We start from the raw sequence: 17223 nt of genomic DNA on the forward strand, positions 1-17223 counted from the left end.
GAGTCTGAAAAGAGTCGGCTGCGAGTATGCTGCAAGCCTGTCGCAAGGGAAAGTGCATCATCAACACCTCTGCCATGCAAATCAAAGACAACAGCGATTTGGTGCGCATCCCGAAAAGCGTGAAACGACTTTCGGACAAAGATGTGCGTTAAAACAAAGCATTAGAGCGCTGATCTAATTCAATGAGATCCAAACATGCCCTAAAAGATAAATTTTTAACTATTAAACATAACAGCATAAAACTAAATATCATTAAGTAAATTTATAGCTTTAATGGTATATATACATGCACAGAGATTGAACATGGGGCAAATAATGAGATTTCTTATTAAATCAACTATTGCTACATTAGCCATTCTGTTTGCAACAAATGCGGAAGCCTCCAACGGTCTTGCAACCGCAAATATAAACCTGCGCACGGGTCCCGGAACGCAATATCCGTCTATGGGGCGCATTCCAAACGGTGTCATCATCGGCGTCGCAGGTTGTACGAGTGGCTACGGCTGGTGTCGCGTCAATTATCGCGGTCTCGATGGATGGGCTTCCTCTCGCTATATCGCTGTTCAGACAGGCGGCGGAGGCTACACCACCAACGACAATTTCGGATCAACTGCCGCAGCCATTGGCATACCACTGATTGCAGGTCTCGTAATCGGCTCAGCCATCAATAATGATGGATGGAATAATGGCCCCAATTGGGGTCCACGTCCCGGTTGGGGGCCGCGCCCCGGTTGGGGCCCTGGCCCAGGCTGGGGACCGGGTCCGTATCGTCCGGGTCCAAACTGGCGCGGACCAAACCAGTGGGGACCACCGCGTCCACACTGGGGCGACCATCCTGGCTGGCGCGACCATCCCGGTTATCATCCTAATTTTTATGGTCCCGGTGATCGCTGGCGCCCACGCGGGCCACGGTGATTGCCACCTCCTGACAGCCTGATGTCAGGAGCAACATAAAATTGCGATATGGCGCACCGGATTTGTTCCATATTTGATCCGGGCGCCCTTTTCATTTGTGTTGCGAAATTCCATATTGGGAGCATGGCCTCCTCAAAAGACAAATACACTCAGGATTCACATGACGAAACGCGCGGTTTTGGCGAGGCGCCACAACGCGATTTGTCAGGCACACCCTTTTCTGGCTCAATCTCCGATTGGGCCAAAGAGATTGGCGATGAGGCAGACAAGCCTCAGCCCAAAGCAAAGGCTGCGAAGGCACCGAAAAAAGTGCCTGAGCGCAGCAAGGAATCATCGCGCAGTGCGCGCGGCACCTCCATGGGCGGCGCCGCTTCGGCGAAAGAACGCGCCGCCGCCGGTCTCAATCCTGTCGCTGGCCTTGATATCAGCCTGGAAGAGGCCACAGCGCTCAACCCGACCGGGGCGACCGCGACCGTTAAAGCGTTGTCCGACCTCATCGAATCCGGCAATCCGCTGTTTAAGAATGGTGAGTTGTGGACACCGCACCGCCCAGCCAGACCGCCAAAGTCGGAAGGCGGCATTGCGATCCAGATGGAATCGAGCTTCGAGCCATCCGGCGATCAGCCAACGGCCATTCGCGATCTGATCAGTGGTTTGGAAGATCAGGACCGCACGCAGGTGCTGCTTGGCGTCACCGGCTCGGGTAAAACCTTCACCATGGCGAAGGTCATTCAGGAAACGCAGCGCCCCGCGCTCATTCTCGCGCCGAACAAGACACTTGCAGCGCAGCTTTATGGCGAGTTCAAAAGCTTCTTCCCGAACAATGCCGTCGAATATTTCGTTTCCTATTACGATTACTATCAACCGGAAGCCTATGTGGCGCGGTCCGATACCTATATCGAAAAGGAATCGACCGTAAACGAACAGATCGACCGGATGCGCCATGCCGCAACCCGCGCCCTGATCGAGCGTGATGATGTGATCATCGTGGCGTCTGTCTCCTGTATTTACGGTATCGGTTCGGTCGAAACCTATACGGCCATGACGTTCGAGATGAAGATTGGCGACCGGCTCGACCAGCGCCAGCTTCTCGCCGATCTCGTGGCGCAGCAATATAAACGACAGGACATCAATTTTGTGCGCGGCTCATTCCGTGTGCGTGGCGATACGATTGAAATCTTCCCGGCCCACTTGGAAGACCGGGCATGGCGTATTTCGCTGTTTGGCGATGAAATCGAAAGCATCGCCGAGTTTGACCCGCTGACCGCCCAGAAAACCGGCGATCTGCAATCGGTCAAAATTTATGCGAATTCGCACTATGTAACACCCCGCCCAACACTCAATCAGGCGATCAAGTCCATTCAGGAAGAGTTGCAGCACCGCCTCGCAGAACTGACCCGCGCCGGTCGTCTGCTGGAAGCGCAGCGTCTTGAGCAACGCACGAATTTCGACCTTGAAATGCTCGAAGCCACCGGCGTTTGCAACGGCATTGAAAACTATTCGCGCTACCTGACAGGGCGCAAACCGGGCGAACCGCCACCGACACTGTTTGAATATATCCCGGATAACGCGCTGGTTTTCCTCGACGAAAGCCATGTTACGATTCCGCAGATTGGCGGCATGTATCGCGGCGACTTCCGTCGTAAAGCGACGCTGGCCGAATATGGCTTCCGCCTGCCTTCCTGCATGGACAACCGCCCGCTGCGCTTTGAGGAATGGGACGCCATGCGTCCGCAGACCATTGCGGTTTCGGCAACGCCGGGCAAGTGGGAAATGGAAGAAGCGGGCGGCGTCTTCGCCGAGCAGGTCATCCGCCCAACCGGATTGATCGACCCGCCGGTCGAAGTCCGCCCGGCGAAAAATCAGGTTGATGATGTGCTGGGCGAAATTCGCGAGACTGCACGCAAGGGCTATCGAACGCTCTGCACGGTGCTGACCAAGCGCATGGCCGAAGACCTGACCGAATATCTGCACGAACAGGGCGTTCGCGTGCGTTACATGCACTCGGACATCGACACGCTGGAACGCATCGAAATCATCCGCGATCTGCGCCTTGGCGCGTTCGACGTGCTGGTGGGCATCAACCTGCTGCGCGAAGGCCTTGATATTCCCGAATGTGGTTTCGTTGCCATTCTCGATGCTGACAAGGAAGGTTTCCTGCGTTCGGAAACCTCACTTGTCCAGACCATCGGCCGTGCGGCGCGTAATGTTGACGGCAAGGTCATTCTCTACGCCGACAACATCACCGGCTCCATGCAGCGCGCGATGGATGAAACCAGCCGCCGCCGCGAAAAGCAGGAAGCTTACAATCGTGAGCATGGCATAACGCCTGCTTCGGTAAAGAAGAATATCTCGGATATTCTGAATTCGGTTTACGAGCAGGATCACGTCCGCGCCGATATTTCAGGCTTTGCCGAAGAAGGTGCGATGATGGGCAACAATCTTGCCGCCCATCTGGAACATCTCGAAAAGCAGATGCGCGATGCAGCTGCTGATCTCGACTTCGAAAAGGCAGCGCGCCTGCGGGATGAGGTTAAACGCCTGCGTGAAATGGAACTCGCCATTGCCGACGACCCGATGGCGCGGGAAGTGGAGCTTGAAAGCCCTGTGACCGGTCGCACAAAAGGCCGTCACAACGCGGGTCGCAAGGTGCACCGCACTGTTGGCGACGAACCAAAGAAGTCACTCTTTGCGAAGCCATCGCTCGATAATATGGGACCGGGCACGGACATGGCCAAGCCGCTGTTCCGCAAGAACACGCTGGATGAGATGACCGTCAAGCGCACAGAAAAGCCGGCAGGGGCCAACGATGCAGCCATCCGCCGCGAGCGTTCAGGTATCGGTTCTTATGAAGACCCGGCTGAAACTGCCCGCAAAAAGCATCGCCCCGGCAAGACTGGCCGACCGGGACGGTGAATCAAGGGCGTTCAGTGCTTAACGGCACTGCCCGCCATTCGTGATGCGGTAGCCAGCACGTTCTGCTTCACAGCGGTTCGGGAATGTCTGCCTGTCATTGCCCCTGCGCGCGCAAACCGGCATATATTCTCGGGTGCAGGCGCCAGCACCCGGCCCCGGACGTCCCGGTCTGTTACCCTTATGCGGAGGACGGTTTGGCCGCTCTCCTCCCCAGCCGGAACCTTGCCCCGGCCTCGAACGACATTGTCCGTTTCCGACAATCCGATAACCGTCGGCACGCGCCTGACAGGCATTGCCAAACGTCTTGCGCGAAGACCCACGTTCACCACAAACCGGCGCATAGATCATTGGGCACATTTGCGGCTGCGATGGTCCGGGGCGCATGGGCGGGCGGTGATCGGGGCCTCCTTCCGCTACGCAACCTGTGAGAAACAAGGCACCCGCCAAGATGCTCAATCGGCTGATTCTGTTAAGAAGCATTGCTCCCTCCTCTCCTGTTAACGACTAAAATGGCACAGCGAAGAGGAAGAACAAGGATATATTCGCATATATTCCGCATCCGCACATGAAAGTCATATCGACAAGTCAGAAACTTGCTTTACTCTGTCTATAGCTTTCGGGGATCAATGGCGGAAAGGCTGCATGAAGCGTTCGCATCTGGTTATGGCAACTGTCACAATTTTCCAGCTTCTTTGCTGGCCGGACGCTATCAAATCCGTTTCTGCTGAAAATAGGCCGGAAACCGAAATCTATGGTCCTCCCATACCGTCTAAGAAGGCGGAGCCCACGGTTGAACGAATCTGCGAGCTGATTGAAACGAATGCTAAAAAACGCGGTATTCCCAAAGACTTCTTTGCACGGCTAATCTGGAAAGAAAGTCGTTTTGACCATCGCGCTGTGAGTCCGGTTGGTGCACAGGGCATTGCACAGTTCATGCCCTATACGGCCAAAGAGCGCGGACTGGCCGATCCCTTCGACATCGAACAGGCAATTCCTGCCTCGGCAGGCTTTTTGAGTGAACTGAAAGGCGCCTTCGGCAATTGGGGCCTTGCGGCGGCGGCTTATAATGCAGGCCCCACGCGTGTTTCCAACTGGATGCGCTCCGGTGGCTTTTTGCCACTTGAAACCGAAGATTACGTCTTGGATCTAACGGGCGCACCGGCGGATAACTTCGCATCAGGCAATGAAATCAACAATCGCCCACTTGATGCCAAGCTCAGCTTTGCGCAAGCATGCCAGCGATTGCCAATTATTCGCACGGCAACCATTCCCATGTCGAGCATCAAGCCGAAGCCTTGGGGCATTCAGGTCGCAGGCAATTTCCGGCGCAGTGTCACGGTCAATCAATGGAATCGTCTGCGCAAACAATTTCCAAGCGTGCTGTCTGGGCATAATCCGGTCATCAGCCGTGTTCGTACTCCCATTGCCCGACGGGGTATTTATGCGGTACGCATAGGCGCTGATAATCGCAGCGAGGCGGATAACATTTGCACTAAACTACGAGCAGCAGGCGGCGCATGCATAGTTTTGCGCAATAAATAAGCAACAAGGCATACTATACCATAGTATGATTTTATATATTTCCCCTCTCTCGCACTCTTTTTGTATTAAATTAGCGGTATTCTGGTAATTTTTGAAAAATTTAGCAATGATACCCTTTCGAAGAAAACTAATCGCATTTTGCGAAAAGAATTTGCTTGCCAAATAACGCATCATAGATCAGTCTTCAAATGTCCGGGCAATTTGAGCACAACGGAAGACTTGAAGAACGGCGCGCCGGAACCGCTAGAAGTTTCGGGTTGGGGGGTTACTCTCCAGCAATGATCGTTTCTTTTCCTAAGTCGATAACTGCCTGCATGACCCTCTGCCGGGTGTGTGGTGCGTTCGGCAGAAGTAGTAATTCCACTGTCTCTCATAAAGCAGTGGCGCCAAGGAAAAGGAACGGATCCCATGGCACAGACCGGACAGGTCAAATTCTTCAACTCCGAAAAAGGTTTCGGATTTATCAAGCCTGATGATGGCGGCGCAGACATCTTCGTGCATATCTCTGCTGTACAGGCTTCGGGTTTGGCAGGACTTGCTGACAATCAGAAGGTTTCCTACGAGACGGAACCGGATCGTCGCGGCAAAGGCCCTAAGGCAGTAAACATTTCGATTACTGACTAAGCTCGAGTCTTACTGATCAAGAATTTGATCCCCGGCTGACGCCGGGGTTTTTTATGGAATCATCACAGAGCCAAACGCGCGAAATATTACCGCCACTGCATCTAATTTACCGATTAACCGCGATTTCCGCGCCCTATGAACATTGTTCAGCCTCCATTCATGTCGACACTATTAACTTGTTATTCATGATTGATGCTCCGTGCCCATTCAACCGGACGCATCGTAGAGATTGCAGTTATGCTTCCGAAGGAGCGAACAATGAACAGGTTACTCAAAGCGGCTATTCTTGGCGTTGCCTCCATAGCAGCAGTTTCAGCGCCATTGGCTGCGGCATCAGCAGATTCCTGGGGCCGTCGCGGATGGGATGGTGGCGGCTGGGATCGGGGCGGATGGGATCGTCCATATTATCGTCACCGCGATCGTGATCGCACCGGCGATGCGGTTGCCGCAGGCGTCATCGGCCTTGCAGCGGGCGCATTGCTTGGCAGCGCGCTAAGCCAGCCACAGCCCACCTATGTGCAGCCGGCGCCGGTTTATGCGCCACCACCACCGCCTCCAGCCTACTATCCAGCCCCGCCTGCACGCAGCGTGCAGTATCGTGTTGGTTATGAACCCTGGAGCCGTGGCTGGTATCAATATTGTTCGGACCGCTATCGCTCGTTCAATCCAAATACCGGCACCTATCGTGGGTATGATGGTCGCGATCACTTCTGCTCGGCCAACTGATCAAGCCCGCAAAATCAAAAAAGCCGCCTCACAGGGCGGCTTTTTTTTAAGGATAAACCAGATCAGGCATATCCGAGATCATTCAGAAACGGATTGTTGCGGCGTTCTTCCCCAAAGCGCCCACCGGTGCCATGGCCACACAGAAAGCCAACATCATCGCCAAGTGGCAAAAGCTTTTCCTTAATGGAGCGAATAAGCGCTGCGTGATCGCCGCCGGGCAAATCGGTACGGCCAATGGAGCCATTGAACAAAACATCACCGACGATCGCAAAACGCGCTTCTGGATTGAAAAAGACCACATGGCCGGGCGCATGGCCCGGACAATGAAACACATCGAATGTGTGGCCCGCAACAGTGACCTTGTCACCTTCTTCAAGCCAGCGATCCGGTGTTACATTGCGTACACCCTCGGTCAGTCCATATTTAAGGCCAGTCGTCGCCAGATTATCCAGCAAAAACTTGTCATCCTTATGGGGGCCAATAATGTCAACGCCGAGATCTTCCTTAAGATCAAGCGCGGCACCCGCATGATCAATATGCCCATGGGTAATCCAGATGGCTTCCACATCGACATTTTGAGAGGCAATCGCTTCCTTAATGCGATCGAAATCGCCACCCGGGTCAATCACCACGCCCTTCTTTGTGTCGCTATCGAAAAGAATTGTACAGTTCTGCTGAAAAGGCGTCACCGGGACGATAATAGCTTGCAATTGCCCCATTCAGGATACTCCATTCAGTCAGCAGAATTAAAAACTGCGGTTAAAGCTGCCCTATTTTAGAGCATAAATTCCATCGGATCGAAGTGCACTCTAAAGTAAGATCGTGCAAGCGCTTTTGCAAACAAAGCGGGCGGCTGAGAGCCGCCCATTTTCCATCTCGCAATAAATTTCCAACGGCTGACGTCTCCACAACCGCTCTATTTACCTGCTCTCAGGTTTGACGTACCCTTAAGCTTTGCTAGCCAGCGAGTTTTTGATCAGCCCGACAATTGCCGTAAGCGCGAGACCGCCTACGCCACCGCCTGCCAACTGGCCAACCACACCATTAAGAACAGAATCCAGCCCGCCACCGGATAATAACGGCAGAAGCTGACCAAGGATAACCCCACCAATGCCACCGGCAACAGTATTACCAGCAGTACCGAGGCTCAGGTTTTTGACGGCACCGGCAATATTGCCACCGACTGCCCCCGAAACAAGCTGAAGAATGATAGGCAGTAGAGATTCCATAATCGTCACCCCATCTGAGTTAAAAGCCGGAATAACGCGAATCCGACATACAAAATCTTGGGCCGAAATGCTTCAAAGTCAAACACTAAGCATCCATATAGTAAAAAAGCGGCTTAAACGCCGCTTTTTTCTGTTTAAAACACCGCTATTCAGCCGCTCTTCGCTTTGGCTGAACTTCATTTGTATAATCGTTCATAAGCATATTCGTAATTACGCCAGGTTTAAAATTGTATTTCCCAATTTCTGAAACCGGCGTCACTTCAGCCGCAGTTCCGCACAGGAAGCATTCGCTGAATGTTTCCAGTTCTTCCGGCATAATTACGCGCTCGACAACGTCCAAGCCGCGACGCTTGGCAAGATCAATGATCGTGCGGCGCGTAATTCCATCAAGGAAGCAGTCCGGCTTTGGCGTATGCAGAGCCCCGTCTTTTACGAAGAAAACATTCGCGCCTGTGGCTTCCGCAACCTGTCCACGCCAGTCCAGCATGAGCGCATCCGCATAGCCCTTGGCTTCAGCTGCATGTTTGGAAATCGTGCAGATCATATAAAGACCGGCAGCCTTGGAGCGCGATGGCGCAGTCCGTGGATCTGGGCGGCAATATTCTGCGATATCGAGACGAATGCCTTTCATCTTTTCTTCAGGTGAGAAATAGCTCGGCCATTGCCAGATCGCGATAGCCACATGAATGCGATTGTTCTGCGCCGAAACGCCAAGCGATTCCGATCCACGCCATGCGATGGGGCGCACATAGGCATCCTCAAAGCCCTGCTTCTTGAGCAGTTCGCGGCAGGCATTGTCGATCTCTTCCACGCTATAGGGAATTTCAAAACCAAGAATTCGAGCGGATTCATGCAAACGCTCAGTATGCTCGGTCAGCTTGAAAATCTCGCCACCATAAGCACGCTCGCCTTCAAACACTGCACTTGCATAGTGTAGACCATGGGTCAGCACATGAATCTTGGCATCCTTCCAGGCGACGAATTCGCCATCTTGCCAGATAAATCCGTCACGTTGATCGAATGGAATCGCAGACATTTTACTCTTCCTCAAAATTGGGTAGCGGTTTTCCACCATCCCGTTTGGCTCGAATGAGCCTTTTCCCTAATCTTTTCCAGCCGGTTAAATCGATATTTCCAGTCAATGCGGAAAATAACGCTCGCCATGATACGCTACTGTCCTTATGGGACAGTATTACACCGGCAAACAGCGTAATTATCTCTCCTCCAGCATGCAGCAGCGTAAACTTTATTCCAAAAATACCGCCCCGCACTTCCCAAAAATTATCTTGACGATTGAGTTATGTCAACAATGCTGACATATTTATCGTAACAAGACGGAGCTTCGATGTGAACTCGACGAATGATGTGAATTATATAACCAATCCTTTGACCTCGCTGGAGGCTGCCGATCTCAGCGTCATTGAGTTGCTGTTCTTTTCCTATCGCGATTTCACTGCTGACCCGGATTTGATTCTGGAGAAGATAGGCTTTGGCCGCGCCCATCACCGCGTGCTTTATTTTATCAACCGCAAGCCGGGAATGACGGTCGCTGAACTGCTGGAAGTGCTGCGCATCACCAAGCAAAGCCTGTCTCGTGTTCTCAAGCAGCTTATCGACACCGGCCATGTCGTGCAGGCGACAGGGCTCAATGACCGCCGCCACCGCAGGCTTTATCCAACAAAAAGTGGACGCCAACTCACTCTTGCGCTCACGCTGCCACAGTCGCGCCGCATCGCGAGGGCATTGGAACAATGTCAATCTGAAGAACGGAAAGTAATCGAGCGCTTTCTTTACAACATGGTCAATCCTGAACGGCGCGTTCAGATTGATGACTTCACAGCAGCAGAAGCAGCTGTGGAAACGCTCTCATAGACGCGCCACTTTCCTGTCGGTAAGATGTATCATGTCATGGCGAACCAAAGACAGTTGGCCTGCTAGGGCATGGGTAGAATTAAAGCCAATCACGCGTGATGAAATGATGCGCGCTGATCTGGAACAGGATGGGACCAAACGACGCCATGGCTGAAGAAGAAAAGCACCTTTCGGATGACGCGCCTCATCTTCTTGTTGTCGATGATGACACGCGAATCCGCAGCCTTCTTTCGCAATATCTGACGACCAGCGGTTTTCGGGTCACGATGGCTGGCAGCGCTGCCGAAGCACGCCGCAAGCTTGAAGGCATCGACTTCGACTTGCTGATCCTCGACGTGATGATGCCGGGCGAAACCGGCGTTTCGCTCACTCGGTCGCTGCGCGAACAAAAAACCGTGCCGATCCTCATGCTCACCGCACTGTCGGAAACCGACAGTCGCATTGATGGATTGTCGGCCGGTGCAGACGATTATCTGCCCAAGCCTTTCGATCCGCGCGAGCTGATCCTGCGCATCAACAATATCCTGCGTCGTGGAGCAACCCCTGCCCAGCCAAAGATCGAACAGATTGTTTTTGGTCCTTATACGTTTTTCATCCCGCGCCGCGAGTTGAAAAAAGGCAGCGAAACAATCAAGCTCACGGACCGCGAGCAGGATATCATGGCCATCTTTGCAGAACGCGCCGGCGAAACCATTCCGCGTCATGAGCTGACCGGGCAGGATGGGGATGTCGGCGAGCGCACAATTGATGTGCAGATCAACCGTCTGCGCCGCAAAATCGAACAGGACCCGGCCAACCCGGTTTGGCTACAAACCGTGCGCGGCATCGGCTATAAGCTGAGTATTGAATAATCGACTAGAAGCCAGACTTAAGCGCGGAGCCTCGCAAATTTCAGAGCGTGACCAAAAACATGCAACAAGCAGAACCGTCTGGAGTTGTCTGAGACGATGAAGTCACCCTGGAAATCGATAACGCGCTGGTTTGCGCGCAAAATGCCCAAAGGGCTTTATGCGCGCTCGCTCATCATCATCATCGCACCGATGGTGCTGCTTCAATCCGTCATCGCCTATGTCTTCATGGAACGGCATTGGCAGATGGTGACTGAACGGCTTTCAACAGCCGTTGTCCGTGATATTTCTGCAATCATCGACATTTTAGAAACTTACCCGCAGGAGCCTGGATACGACAACCTGATCCGTATCTCACAGCAGCGTCTTGGCCTCAACATTTCGATCCTGCCGCCCGATCCGCTACCACCACCGGGACCAAAACCGTTCTTCGCCATTCTCGATTACTTCCTGAGCGAAGAAATCACCCGTCAGATCAATCGTCCGTTCTGGGTGGATACGGTTGGCGATTCCGATCTGATCGAAATTCGCATCAAGCTCGAAGATAAAGTGCTTCGTGTCTTTGCCCGCCGCAGTCAGGCCTATGCATCGAATACCGGTATCTTCCTCACCTGGATGATCGGCACAGCCCTTGTTCTTCTGATCATTGCGATTGCCTTCCTGCGCAATCAGATCAAACCCATCCAGCAGCTTTCACAGGCGGCTGAAAGTTTTGGCAAAGGCCGCCCGATGCCGGAGGGCTTCCGCCCCCATGGTGCGGAAGAAGTCCGTCGCGCTGGCATTGCTTTCATTCAGATGCGCTCGCGCATTGAGCGACAGATTGAACAGCGCACAGCCATGCTTTCTGGCGTCAGCCACGATCTGCGCACCATTCTTACCCGCTTCAAGTTGCAACTCGCCCTCACCGGCAATGCCATCGACACCGAACCGCTCAATCAGGACATTGCCGACATGCAGACGATGCTTGAAGGCTATCTGGCTTTTGCGCGGGGCGAAGGTGCAGAAGAGGCGGCAACCTATGATGTGCGTTTGCTTTGCGACAAACTTTCCAATGAAGCGCGACTGCGCGAACGCGGCTTCAAATATTCCATTGAAGGCGACAGCGAAATCCATGTTCGACCGAACGCCTTTTCGCGTCTTGTCAGCAATCTGGTGTCCAATGCGTTCCGCCATGCGCAGAATGTCGAACTTGCACTCACGCATGAAGATGGCTGGCTGAAAATCATCGTGGATGATGACGGCCCCGGCATACCGGAAGATCGCCGCGAAGACGTTTTCAAACCCTTTGTGCGCCTTGATGAAGCACGCACACAGGATTCAGGCGGCACAGGCGGGCTTGGCCTCGCCATCGCACGCGATATTGCAAGAAGCCATGGCGGCGATATCGAACTGGAAGATGCCCCCACCGGCGGCTTAAGAGCAATTATCCGCATTCCGGCCTAGAGCATTTCCAGCAAAACTGCGAAGCAGTTTTGAGATAAGATGCGCGGCAGAAACTGTTAAACTTTATTGAGCACCTGTGCTGCGAAATAACCAAGAGCTGTCGCGGCAAGACAGGCAGCAAGCGAAATACTGATGTTCAAAAGTGCGCGCCCCGGCATGCCAAGACGCAACAGTTCGAAAGTTTGCACACTGAATGAGGAAAAGGTTGTAAAGCCCCCACAGACGCCAACCATAAAGGCAAGACGCCAGATCTCATGCACTTCAATACGACTGGATGCCATCGTCATCGCGCCAAAGAAAGCAATGGCAAATGAACCGATGATGTTGACCGCAATCGTGCCCCAGGGCAGCCCCTGACTTACCGGCGCAAGCCAGATGGTCATCCAATAGCGCAATATGCTTCCCAGAGCTCCGCCTATGGCGACGACAATCGTTCCCTGCATCTGCTTCATTCCTGTCCGTTGCTTATGCGATCAATCGCACACAACAGGCGACATGCACAAATCACAGAAAGACGATCAGTATAGTTTAACGCCGTCTGGAACTCTTTTATCAATTGCAGCCAGGACCACTTCGCCATTCTCATCAGGCAGACCGAGCGTAAGAACTTCGGACATGAAAGGCCCAATCTGGCGCGGGGGGAAATTGACCACGGCCAGCACCTGCCGACCAATCAGCGCATCCGGCTCATAATGTTTTGTGATTTGTGCTGACGATTTTTTGATACCGATCTTGTCCCCAAAATCGATCTTCAGCTTGAAAGCTGGCTTGCGGGCTTCAGGAAATGGCACAGCCTCAACAATCGTTCCTGTGCGAATATCGACCTTCTCGAAATCTGCCCAGCTGATCGTTTCAGTTCCGCTCATCTTATCCCCCAAAGTGAATCCCGGTCAAAAAACCGGGATTAAATTTATGCGCGTCCGACTGTTTCGAACAAAACGCTTTCCAGTGCTTCACGCGCACTGACACCCGACCACACAACAAATTGAAAGGCCTGAAAATAGTTTTCGCATGCTTCAAGCGCCGCTGAAAGCAACACTTCCACCTGACGGCTGGTGGGTTCTGCACCGCCGGCAAGCAGCAGCGACTGGCGATACATGATCGCGCCTTCCTGCTGCCAAAGATCGAAATGGCCCATCAAAAGCTTTTCATTGATAAGCGACAGCAACCGCATCACTTCATTGACCCGCGGTTCGGCAACCTTGATGTCAAAGGCACAGGCCAGATGCAGAGCTTCAAAATCCTCCATCCAGGAGAACGAGATATGGTAGTCGGTCCAGTTGCCCGCCACCGAAATTGCAATTTCGTCGTCGCCAGTCCGCTCGAACGTCCAGTCGTTTGAATTCGCAACATGCTCGATCACATCCACCGGATGTGCTTCGCGTGCAAATTCAAGCTCAAGAAGGCTCATGTCCGTTTCCTGTTCTGGGAAGCGCCTCAAAAGACACCTCCAAATTCCCGGCGCGCAAGTGACTGCTCGCCCGCACCTCCCCCCACGCAAACAAAGCGCAGAAAAAAGCACGAATTGATCGGTTGAGGAGTTCGCACGCTTACTCAGCATGCAACACCTCAATGGCATACGCACATACGCAACTGATACTGGAAAGCAGCCTGAAAGACGCGAAAACTAAAACGACAGCCCCTCGCCGCTGCCTACATGACCCCATTACGAATCATGTAGTGTTTTCAGTCTATTGATGCTGAATCTGAACGCCAGCCCCTTTTCTGAAAAGAGGCATTAAAGCATGTGGAAATATGGGAAGAGCGAACCGCAACCCCTGCCTTAAGCGACTCTAAGACAAGGGTTTTTGGCACTTATAGCCTGTTAATAAAAAATTATGAATTATCTTTGGATTTTGCTGTTTGAGCAGAGTTTTTTGGCGTTTTCGCAGTCGAATCAACTTCGAATTTAGCAAGACGCGCTTCCAATGCTTCGATTTTGGCAAGCAGGGCCGCATTTTCAGCGCGCGCTTTGATCGCCATTTCACGCACCGCTTCGAAGTCTTCCCGCTGCACAACATCGAGCGTATGAAGCACACGTTCGCTCTGTGAGCGCAGTGCAGTCTCGACTTCGCGGCGCACGCCTTGCGCAGCACCTGCCGCATCCGTCACAAGCTTGGCAAGTTCGTCGAGAACCCGGTTTGATCCGCTGGTCATGGCATTCTTTCCTATCTTCGATACGGTCTTGTTGAAAACCTCAATTGGAAATAGGGCTGTCTCGGTTGTGATGCAAGTGAAGCTGTATAAACGTGATGACTTGACCACTCAGATATCGTCGCGCATGTTCCGCCGGAAAATGGAGTTATTTTATCATGGAGACTTTGCAGCCAGCCTCTGGCCTTGCTTTTCCAAATATTGATCCAGTGATCTTTTCGATCGGTCCGCTGGCCGTGCATTGGTATGGCCTTGGCTATGTCATCGGCATTATGTTTGCCTGGTGGTATGGCAAAAAGCTGCTGCGCAACCACCGCCTGTGGGCCAGCAACCAGCCCCCCATGCAGCCTGAAGCGCTTGATGATTTTGTGATTTGGGCAGCGCTTGGCGTCGTGCTTGGCGGACGTTTGGGCTATGTGCTTTTTTATAACCTCCCCTATTATCTCACCAATCCGCTGGCTATTCCTGCGGTTTGGGATGGCGGCATGTCTTTTCATGGCGGCATTCTCGGCACAACAATTGCCATGATCCTTTTTGCACGCTCACGCGGCATCAGGGTCTGGAGCATGTTCGATGTTGTCGCTGCGGGTGTACCAGTCGGTCTTGGCGTGGTGCGTGTGGCGAACTTCATCAATGATGAATTATGGGGCCGCGTCAGCGATGTGGCATGGGCTGTACGCTTCCCGAATGGCGGCGGCCTTCCGCGCCATCCAAGCCAGCTCTATGAAGCATTTCTTGAGGGGCTGGTCCTGTTTTTCGTTCTGTTCGTGCTTGTCTGGGCCGGTAAAAAACTCAAAGCACCCGGCTTTATCGCAGGCACATTCGTTCTCGGCTATGGTCTGAGCCGCATCATCGTCGAGTTTTTCCGCGAACCCGATGCACAACTTGGCTATCTCTTCGGCGGCTGGCTGACCATGGGGATGATCCTTTCCCTTCCGATGGTTCTGATTGGTCTATGGGCGATGTGGCGCGCCAATCGGGCGGCAGCAAAACATGCCTGAGGCATCGTTAAAACACCGGCTGAAACGGCTGATCGGCACCACAGGGCCGATCAGCGTTGCCGACTATATGGCTGCCTGCCTTGGCGACCGGGAATCTGGCTACTATACGACACGCGAACCTTTTGGGCGCGATGGCGATTTCATCACCGCTCCAGAAATCAGCCAGATGTTCGGTGAACTGATCGGCATCTGGTGTGTTGGCATTTGGGATGCTCTCGGTCGCCCTGATAACGCCGTGCTCTGCGAGATTGGTGCCGGTCGCGGAACGCTGATGAGTGACATGTTGCGCACAATAGCAAAGCTTGCGCCGCAAATGTCTGGTTCAATGTGCATTGCCATGGTTGAGACCAGTCCAAGACTGGTCGAAAAGCAAAAGCAGAAACTTGGCCGTGAGAACGTGGAATGGTTCAAACAATTCTCTGATGTTCCGGACGGCCCACTCATCCTCATTTCCAACGAATTGTTCGATGCAATTCCGTTCAGACAATTCGTAAAATCGAATGGCCGTTTTGTCGAACGGCTGATCGCACTGAATGAACAGGACGAGTTTTACTTCATCAGCGGCACAGGCGGCATTGATGAGGCACTGCTGCCCACAGGCCACCAGACAGCACCCGAAGGCACAATTTTCGAAGCAGCCCCTGCCCGCACCGCCTTGGTGCAAGAAATTGCACAGCGCATTGCCACCTCGCGCGGGGCCGCACTTTCTATCGATTATGGCCATCTGCAATCGGGCTTCGGCGACACACTGCAAGCTATGCTGAAGCATGCCTATGATGATGTTTTTGCCCATCCGGGAGAAGCAGACCTCACCAGCCACGTCGATTTCGACATGCTGGAAAAAACCGCGCGCAATTGCGGTTGCAAAACCGCAACCATGACGCAGGGCGATTTTCTGTTGGGCATGGGTCTTGTTGATCGCGCCGGACGTTTGGGGGCTGGGCGCGAGGGCGCTTTCCAGAATAAACTGCGCCAAGATGTCGAGCGCTTGGCTGCGCCCGACCAGATGGGAACGCTTTTCAAAGTGCTGGCTATTGCCGACAAACAAACAAAAATCTTCCCCTTTGAGACTGCCTGATAAATCACATCGTCAAAAAGCTGCGATTGACAAGCAATCAAGCCTCCCCCACCATCCAGCCGTTTGAAAGAGAAAGCTCATGACCGACAAGCCGCAACCGCTTCGCTCCCCTCTGCTGGACGGCATCGCCGGTTCAAACGGCAAGCGCATTGCGCATGGCTTTTTCACCCGCAAAGGCGGCGTTTCAGATGGCATTTATGCAGGGCTGAACGTCGGCAGCGGCTCCAATGACGTGCCGGAACGCGTGAGCGAGAATCGCCGCCGCGTGGCCAAGACACTTGGCGTCGCATCCGATCATCTCGTCACAGTGCATCAAGTCCACTCACCTAATGTTGTCTACGTCACCGAACCTCTCACGGCGCCACGCCCAAAAGCCGATGCAATGGTGACCAATGTTCCCGGCATCGCGATCGGCGCATTGTCGGCTGATTGTGGCCCGGTGCTGTTTGCCGATCATGAAGCAGGCGTCATTGGCTCGGCCCATGCCGGCTGGCGTGGTGCGTTTACAGGTGTGCTCGAAAACACCATTGAAGCGATGATCAAGCTGGGTGCCAAGCGCGAAAATATTATTGCCGTTCTTGGTCCAACAATCGGCCCAGACAATTATGAAGTCGGACCGGAATTCTATGCCGAATTCATAAGCAAAGACCCATCTTATACCAAATATTTTGAGCCTTCGCACAAAGAAGCACACAAGCTTTTCGATCTCTGGACTTTCATCACCGACCGCCTGACCCGCGCGGGTGTCAGGGCAGAATCATTGCGTCAGTGTACCTATGCCGATGAAGAACAGTTTTATTCCTATCGGCGCACAACGCATCGTAACGAGCCTGATTATGGCCGTCAGATCGCCGCCATTGCCATTGTAGACTGAG

20 protein-coding genes are annotated in these 17223 nt (G+C 53.2%); 12 read left to right on the forward strand and 8 right to left on the reverse strand.

Annotation, left to right across the window (positions count from 1 at the left end):
* Window positions 1-315: 315 nt before the first annotated feature.
* Complete coding sequence (locus ABE530_RS06060) at window positions 316-915, forward strand: SH3 domain-containing protein (RefSeq protein WP_499693961.1); 600 nt, start codon at window positions 316-318, stop codon at window positions 913-915.
* Window positions 916-1038: 123 nt separating this feature from the next.
* A complete protein-coding gene (gene uvrB, locus ABE530_RS06065) occupies window positions 1039-3831 on the forward strand; it encodes an excinuclease ABC subunit UvrB (protein WP_499693962.1) in 2793 nt (930 codons plus the stop codon).
* A gap of 18 nt (window positions 3832-3849) precedes the next feature.
* Here the strand turns inward: uvrB and ABE530_RS06070 are convergent, their stop codons facing one another.
* Window positions 3850-4311: a Kazal-type serine protease inhibitor family protein gene (locus ABE530_RS06070; RefSeq protein WP_499693963.1), complete on the reverse strand. Its 462-nt coding sequence runs from the start codon at window positions 4309-4311 to the stop codon at window positions 3850-3852.
* 162 nt (window positions 4312-4473) lie between these two features.
* Between ABE530_RS06070 and ABE530_RS06075 the strand changes: the two genes are divergently transcribed.
* The 3 genes from ABE530_RS06075 (at window position 4474) to ABE530_RS06085 (ending at window position 6723) form a co-directional block, all read left to right on the forward strand.
* On the forward strand, window positions 4474-5373 hold the full coding sequence (locus tag ABE530_RS06075) for a transglycosylase SLT domain-containing protein (RefSeq protein ID WP_499693964.1): 900 nt from the start codon (window positions 4474-4476) through the stop codon (window positions 5371-5373).
* 408 nt (window positions 5374-5781) lie between these two features.
* Entirely contained in the window at window positions 5782-5997 is a 216-nt protein-coding gene (locus tag ABE530_RS06080) for a cold-shock protein (protein WP_265985541.1), read from the forward strand.
* Window positions 5998-6255: 258 nt separating this feature from the next.
* Window positions 6256-6723, forward strand: a complete 468-nt coding sequence (locus ABE530_RS06085; RefSeq protein ID WP_265985542.1) for a BA14K family protein — start codon at window positions 6256-6258, stop codon at window positions 6721-6723.
* A gap of 62 nt (window positions 6724-6785) precedes the next feature.
* Here ABE530_RS06085 and ABE530_RS06090 read toward each other — a convergent pair whose 3' ends face one another.
* The 3 genes from ABE530_RS06090 to ABE530_RS06100 all read right to left on the reverse strand — a co-directional run bounded on the left by ABE530_RS06090 (window position 6786) and on the right by ABE530_RS06100 (window position 8988).
* Window positions 6786-7442 carry an MBL fold metallo-hydrolase gene (locus ABE530_RS06090; RefSeq protein ID WP_396998181.1) on the reverse strand — a complete coding sequence of 219 codons (657 nt, stop codon included), beginning with the start codon at window positions 7440-7442 and terminating at the stop codon, window positions 6786-6788.
* Between the two features lie 228 nt (window positions 7443-7670).
* Complete coding sequence (locus ABE530_RS06095) at window positions 7671-7952, reverse strand: hypothetical protein (protein ID WP_265985544.1); 282 nt, start codon at window positions 7950-7952, stop codon at window positions 7671-7673.
* A 145-nt stretch (window positions 7953-8097) separates the two neighbouring features.
* Window positions 8098-8988 (reverse strand): branched-chain amino acid aminotransferase, encoded by an 891-nt coding sequence (locus ABE530_RS06100; RefSeq protein ID WP_265985545.1) that lies wholly within the window; start codon window positions 8986-8988, stop codon window positions 8098-8100.
* Between the two features lie 311 nt (window positions 8989-9299).
* Here ABE530_RS06100 and ABE530_RS06105 point away from each other — a divergent pair, with 311 nt between their 5' ends.
* The 4 genes from ABE530_RS06105 to ABE530_RS06120 all read left to right on the forward strand — a co-directional run bounded on the left by ABE530_RS06105 (window position 9300) and on the right by ABE530_RS06120 (window position 12115).
* Window positions 9300-9824: a MarR family winged helix-turn-helix transcriptional regulator gene (locus tag ABE530_RS06105; RefSeq protein WP_499693965.1), complete on the forward strand. Its 525-nt coding sequence runs from the start codon at window positions 9300-9302 to the stop codon at window positions 9822-9824.
* A gap of 31 nt (window positions 9825-9855) precedes the next feature.
* A complete protein-coding gene (locus tag ABE530_RS06110; protein ID WP_396998177.1) occupies window positions 9856-9978 on the forward strand; it encodes a hypothetical protein in 123 nt (40 codons plus the stop codon).
* A complete protein-coding gene (locus tag ABE530_RS06115; protein ID WP_265985547.1) occupies window positions 9953-10675 on the forward strand; it encodes a response regulator in 723 nt (240 codons plus the stop codon). The genes ABE530_RS06110 and ABE530_RS06115 overlap by 26 nt, the downstream gene beginning before the upstream one ends.
* A gap of 96 nt (window positions 10676-10771) precedes the next feature.
* The gene (locus ABE530_RS06120) at window positions 10772-12115 is read left to right on the forward strand and encodes an ATP-binding protein (RefSeq protein WP_265985548.1); all 1344 of its coding nucleotides are present in this window, start codon (window positions 10772-10774) and stop codon (window positions 12113-12115) included.
* 56 nt (window positions 12116-12171) lie between these two features.
* Here ABE530_RS06120 and crcB read toward each other — a convergent pair whose 3' ends face one another.
* From crcB to ABE530_RS06140, 4 genes are all read right to left on the reverse strand, one after another.
* Window positions 12172-12558, reverse strand: coding sequence for a fluoride efflux transporter CrcB (gene crcB / locus ABE530_RS06125; RefSeq protein ID WP_265985549.1), 387 nt, complete (start codon window positions 12556-12558; stop codon window positions 12172-12174).
* A gap of 75 nt (window positions 12559-12633) precedes the next feature.
* Window positions 12634-12981 carry a tRNA-binding protein gene (locus tag ABE530_RS06130; protein ID WP_265985550.1) on the reverse strand — a complete coding sequence of 116 codons (348 nt, stop codon included), beginning with the start codon at window positions 12979-12981 and terminating at the stop codon, window positions 12634-12636.
* Between the two features lie 44 nt (window positions 12982-13025).
* A complete protein-coding gene (locus ABE530_RS06135) occupies window positions 13026-13526 on the reverse strand; it encodes a type III secretion system chaperone family protein (protein WP_007875981.1) in 501 nt (166 codons plus the stop codon).
* Window positions 13527-13951: 425 nt separating this feature from the next.
* Complete coding sequence (locus tag ABE530_RS06140; RefSeq protein WP_396998174.1) at window positions 13952-14272, reverse strand: accessory factor UbiK family protein; 321 nt, start codon at window positions 14270-14272, stop codon at window positions 13952-13954.
* Between the two features lie 152 nt (window positions 14273-14424).
* Between ABE530_RS06140 and lgt the strand changes: the two genes are divergently transcribed.
* From lgt to pgeF, 3 genes are all read left to right on the forward strand, one after another.
* Window positions 14425-15270 carry a prolipoprotein diacylglyceryl transferase gene (gene lgt / locus ABE530_RS06145; RefSeq protein ID WP_499694090.1) on the forward strand — a complete coding sequence of 282 codons (846 nt, stop codon included), beginning with the start codon at window positions 14425-14427 and terminating at the stop codon, window positions 15268-15270.
* Complete coding sequence (locus ABE530_RS06150; protein WP_499693966.1) at window positions 15263-16348, forward strand: class I SAM-dependent methyltransferase; 1086 nt, start codon at window positions 15263-15265, stop codon at window positions 16346-16348. Before lgt ends, ABE530_RS06150 begins: the two co-directional genes overlap by 8 nt.
* A 79-nt stretch (window positions 16349-16427) precedes the next feature.
* Entirely contained in the window at window positions 16428-17222 is a 795-nt protein-coding gene (gene pgeF, locus ABE530_RS06155) for a peptidoglycan editing factor PgeF (RefSeq protein ID WP_499693967.1), read from the forward strand.
* Window position 17223 lies beyond the last annotated feature (1 nt).

The organism is Brucella sp. TWI559 (assembly GCF_039674265.1).
In the GTDB taxonomy this organism is placed as follows: Bacteria; Pseudomonadota; Alphaproteobacteria; order Rhizobiales; family Rhizobiaceae; genus Brucella; species Brucella chromiisoli.

Bases quoted from the DNA above. Each gene is read 5' to 3' on its own strand.
- ABE530_RS06060 (WP_499693961.1), top strand. From the start codon at position 316: ATGAGATTTCTTATTAAATCAACTATTGCTACATTAGCCATTCTGTTT.
- uvrB (WP_499693962.1), top strand. From the start codon at position 1,039: ATGGCCTCCTCAAAAGACAAATACACTCAGGATTCACATGACGAAACG.
- ABE530_RS06070 (WP_499693963.1), bottom strand. From the start codon at position 4,311: ATGCTTCTTAACAGAATCAGCCGATTGAGCATCTTGGCGGGTGCCTTG.
- ABE530_RS06075 (WP_499693964.1), top strand. From the start codon at position 4,474: ATGAAGCGTTCGCATCTGGTTATGGCAACTGTCACAATTTTCCAGCTT.
- ABE530_RS06080 (WP_265985541.1), top strand. From the start codon at position 5,782: ATGGCACAGACCGGACAGGTCAAATTCTTCAACTCCGAAAAAGGTTTC.
- ABE530_RS06085 (WP_265985542.1), top strand. From the start codon at position 6,256: ATGAACAGGTTACTCAAAGCGGCTATTCTTGGCGTTGCCTCCATAGCA.
- ABE530_RS06090 (WP_396998181.1), bottom strand. From the start codon at position 7,442: ATGGGGCAATTGCAAGCTATTATCGTCCCGGTGACGCCTTTTCAGCAG.
- ABE530_RS06095 (WP_265985544.1), bottom strand. From the start codon at position 7,952: ATGGAATCTCTACTGCCTATCATTCTTCAGCTTGTTTCGGGGGCAGTC.
- ABE530_RS06100 (WP_265985545.1), bottom strand. From the start codon at position 8,988: ATGTCTGCGATTCCATTCGATCAACGTGACGGATTTATCTGGCAAGAT.
- ABE530_RS06110 (WP_396998177.1), top strand. From the start codon at position 9,856: ATGTCATGGCGAACCAAAGACAGTTGGCCTGCTAGGGCATGGGTAGAA.
- ABE530_RS06115 (WP_265985547.1), top strand. From the start codon at position 9,953: ATGGGACCAAACGACGCCATGGCTGAAGAAGAAAAGCACCTTTCGGAT.
- ABE530_RS06120 (WP_265985548.1), top strand. From the start codon at position 10,772: ATGAAGTCACCCTGGAAATCGATAACGCGCTGGTTTGCGCGCAAAATG.
- crcB (WP_265985549.1), bottom strand. From the start codon at position 12,558: ATGCAGGGAACGATTGTCGTCGCCATAGGCGGAGCTCTGGGAAGCATA.
- ABE530_RS06130 (WP_265985550.1), bottom strand. From the start codon at position 12,981: ATGAGCGGAACTGAAACGATCAGCTGGGCAGATTTCGAGAAGGTCGAT.
- ABE530_RS06135 (WP_007875981.1), bottom strand. From the start codon at position 13,526: ATGAGCCTTCTTGAGCTTGAATTTGCACGCGAAGCACATCCGGTGGAT.
- ABE530_RS06140 (WP_396998174.1), bottom strand. From the start codon at position 14,272: ATGACCAGCGGATCAAACCGGGTTCTCGACGAACTTGCCAAGCTTGTG.
- ABE530_RS06150 (WP_499693966.1), top strand. From the start codon at position 15,263: ATGCCTGAGGCATCGTTAAAACACCGGCTGAAACGGCTGATCGGCACC.
- pgeF (WP_499693967.1), top strand. From the start codon at position 16,428: ATGACCGACAAGCCGCAACCGCTTCGCTCCCCTCTGCTGGACGGCATC.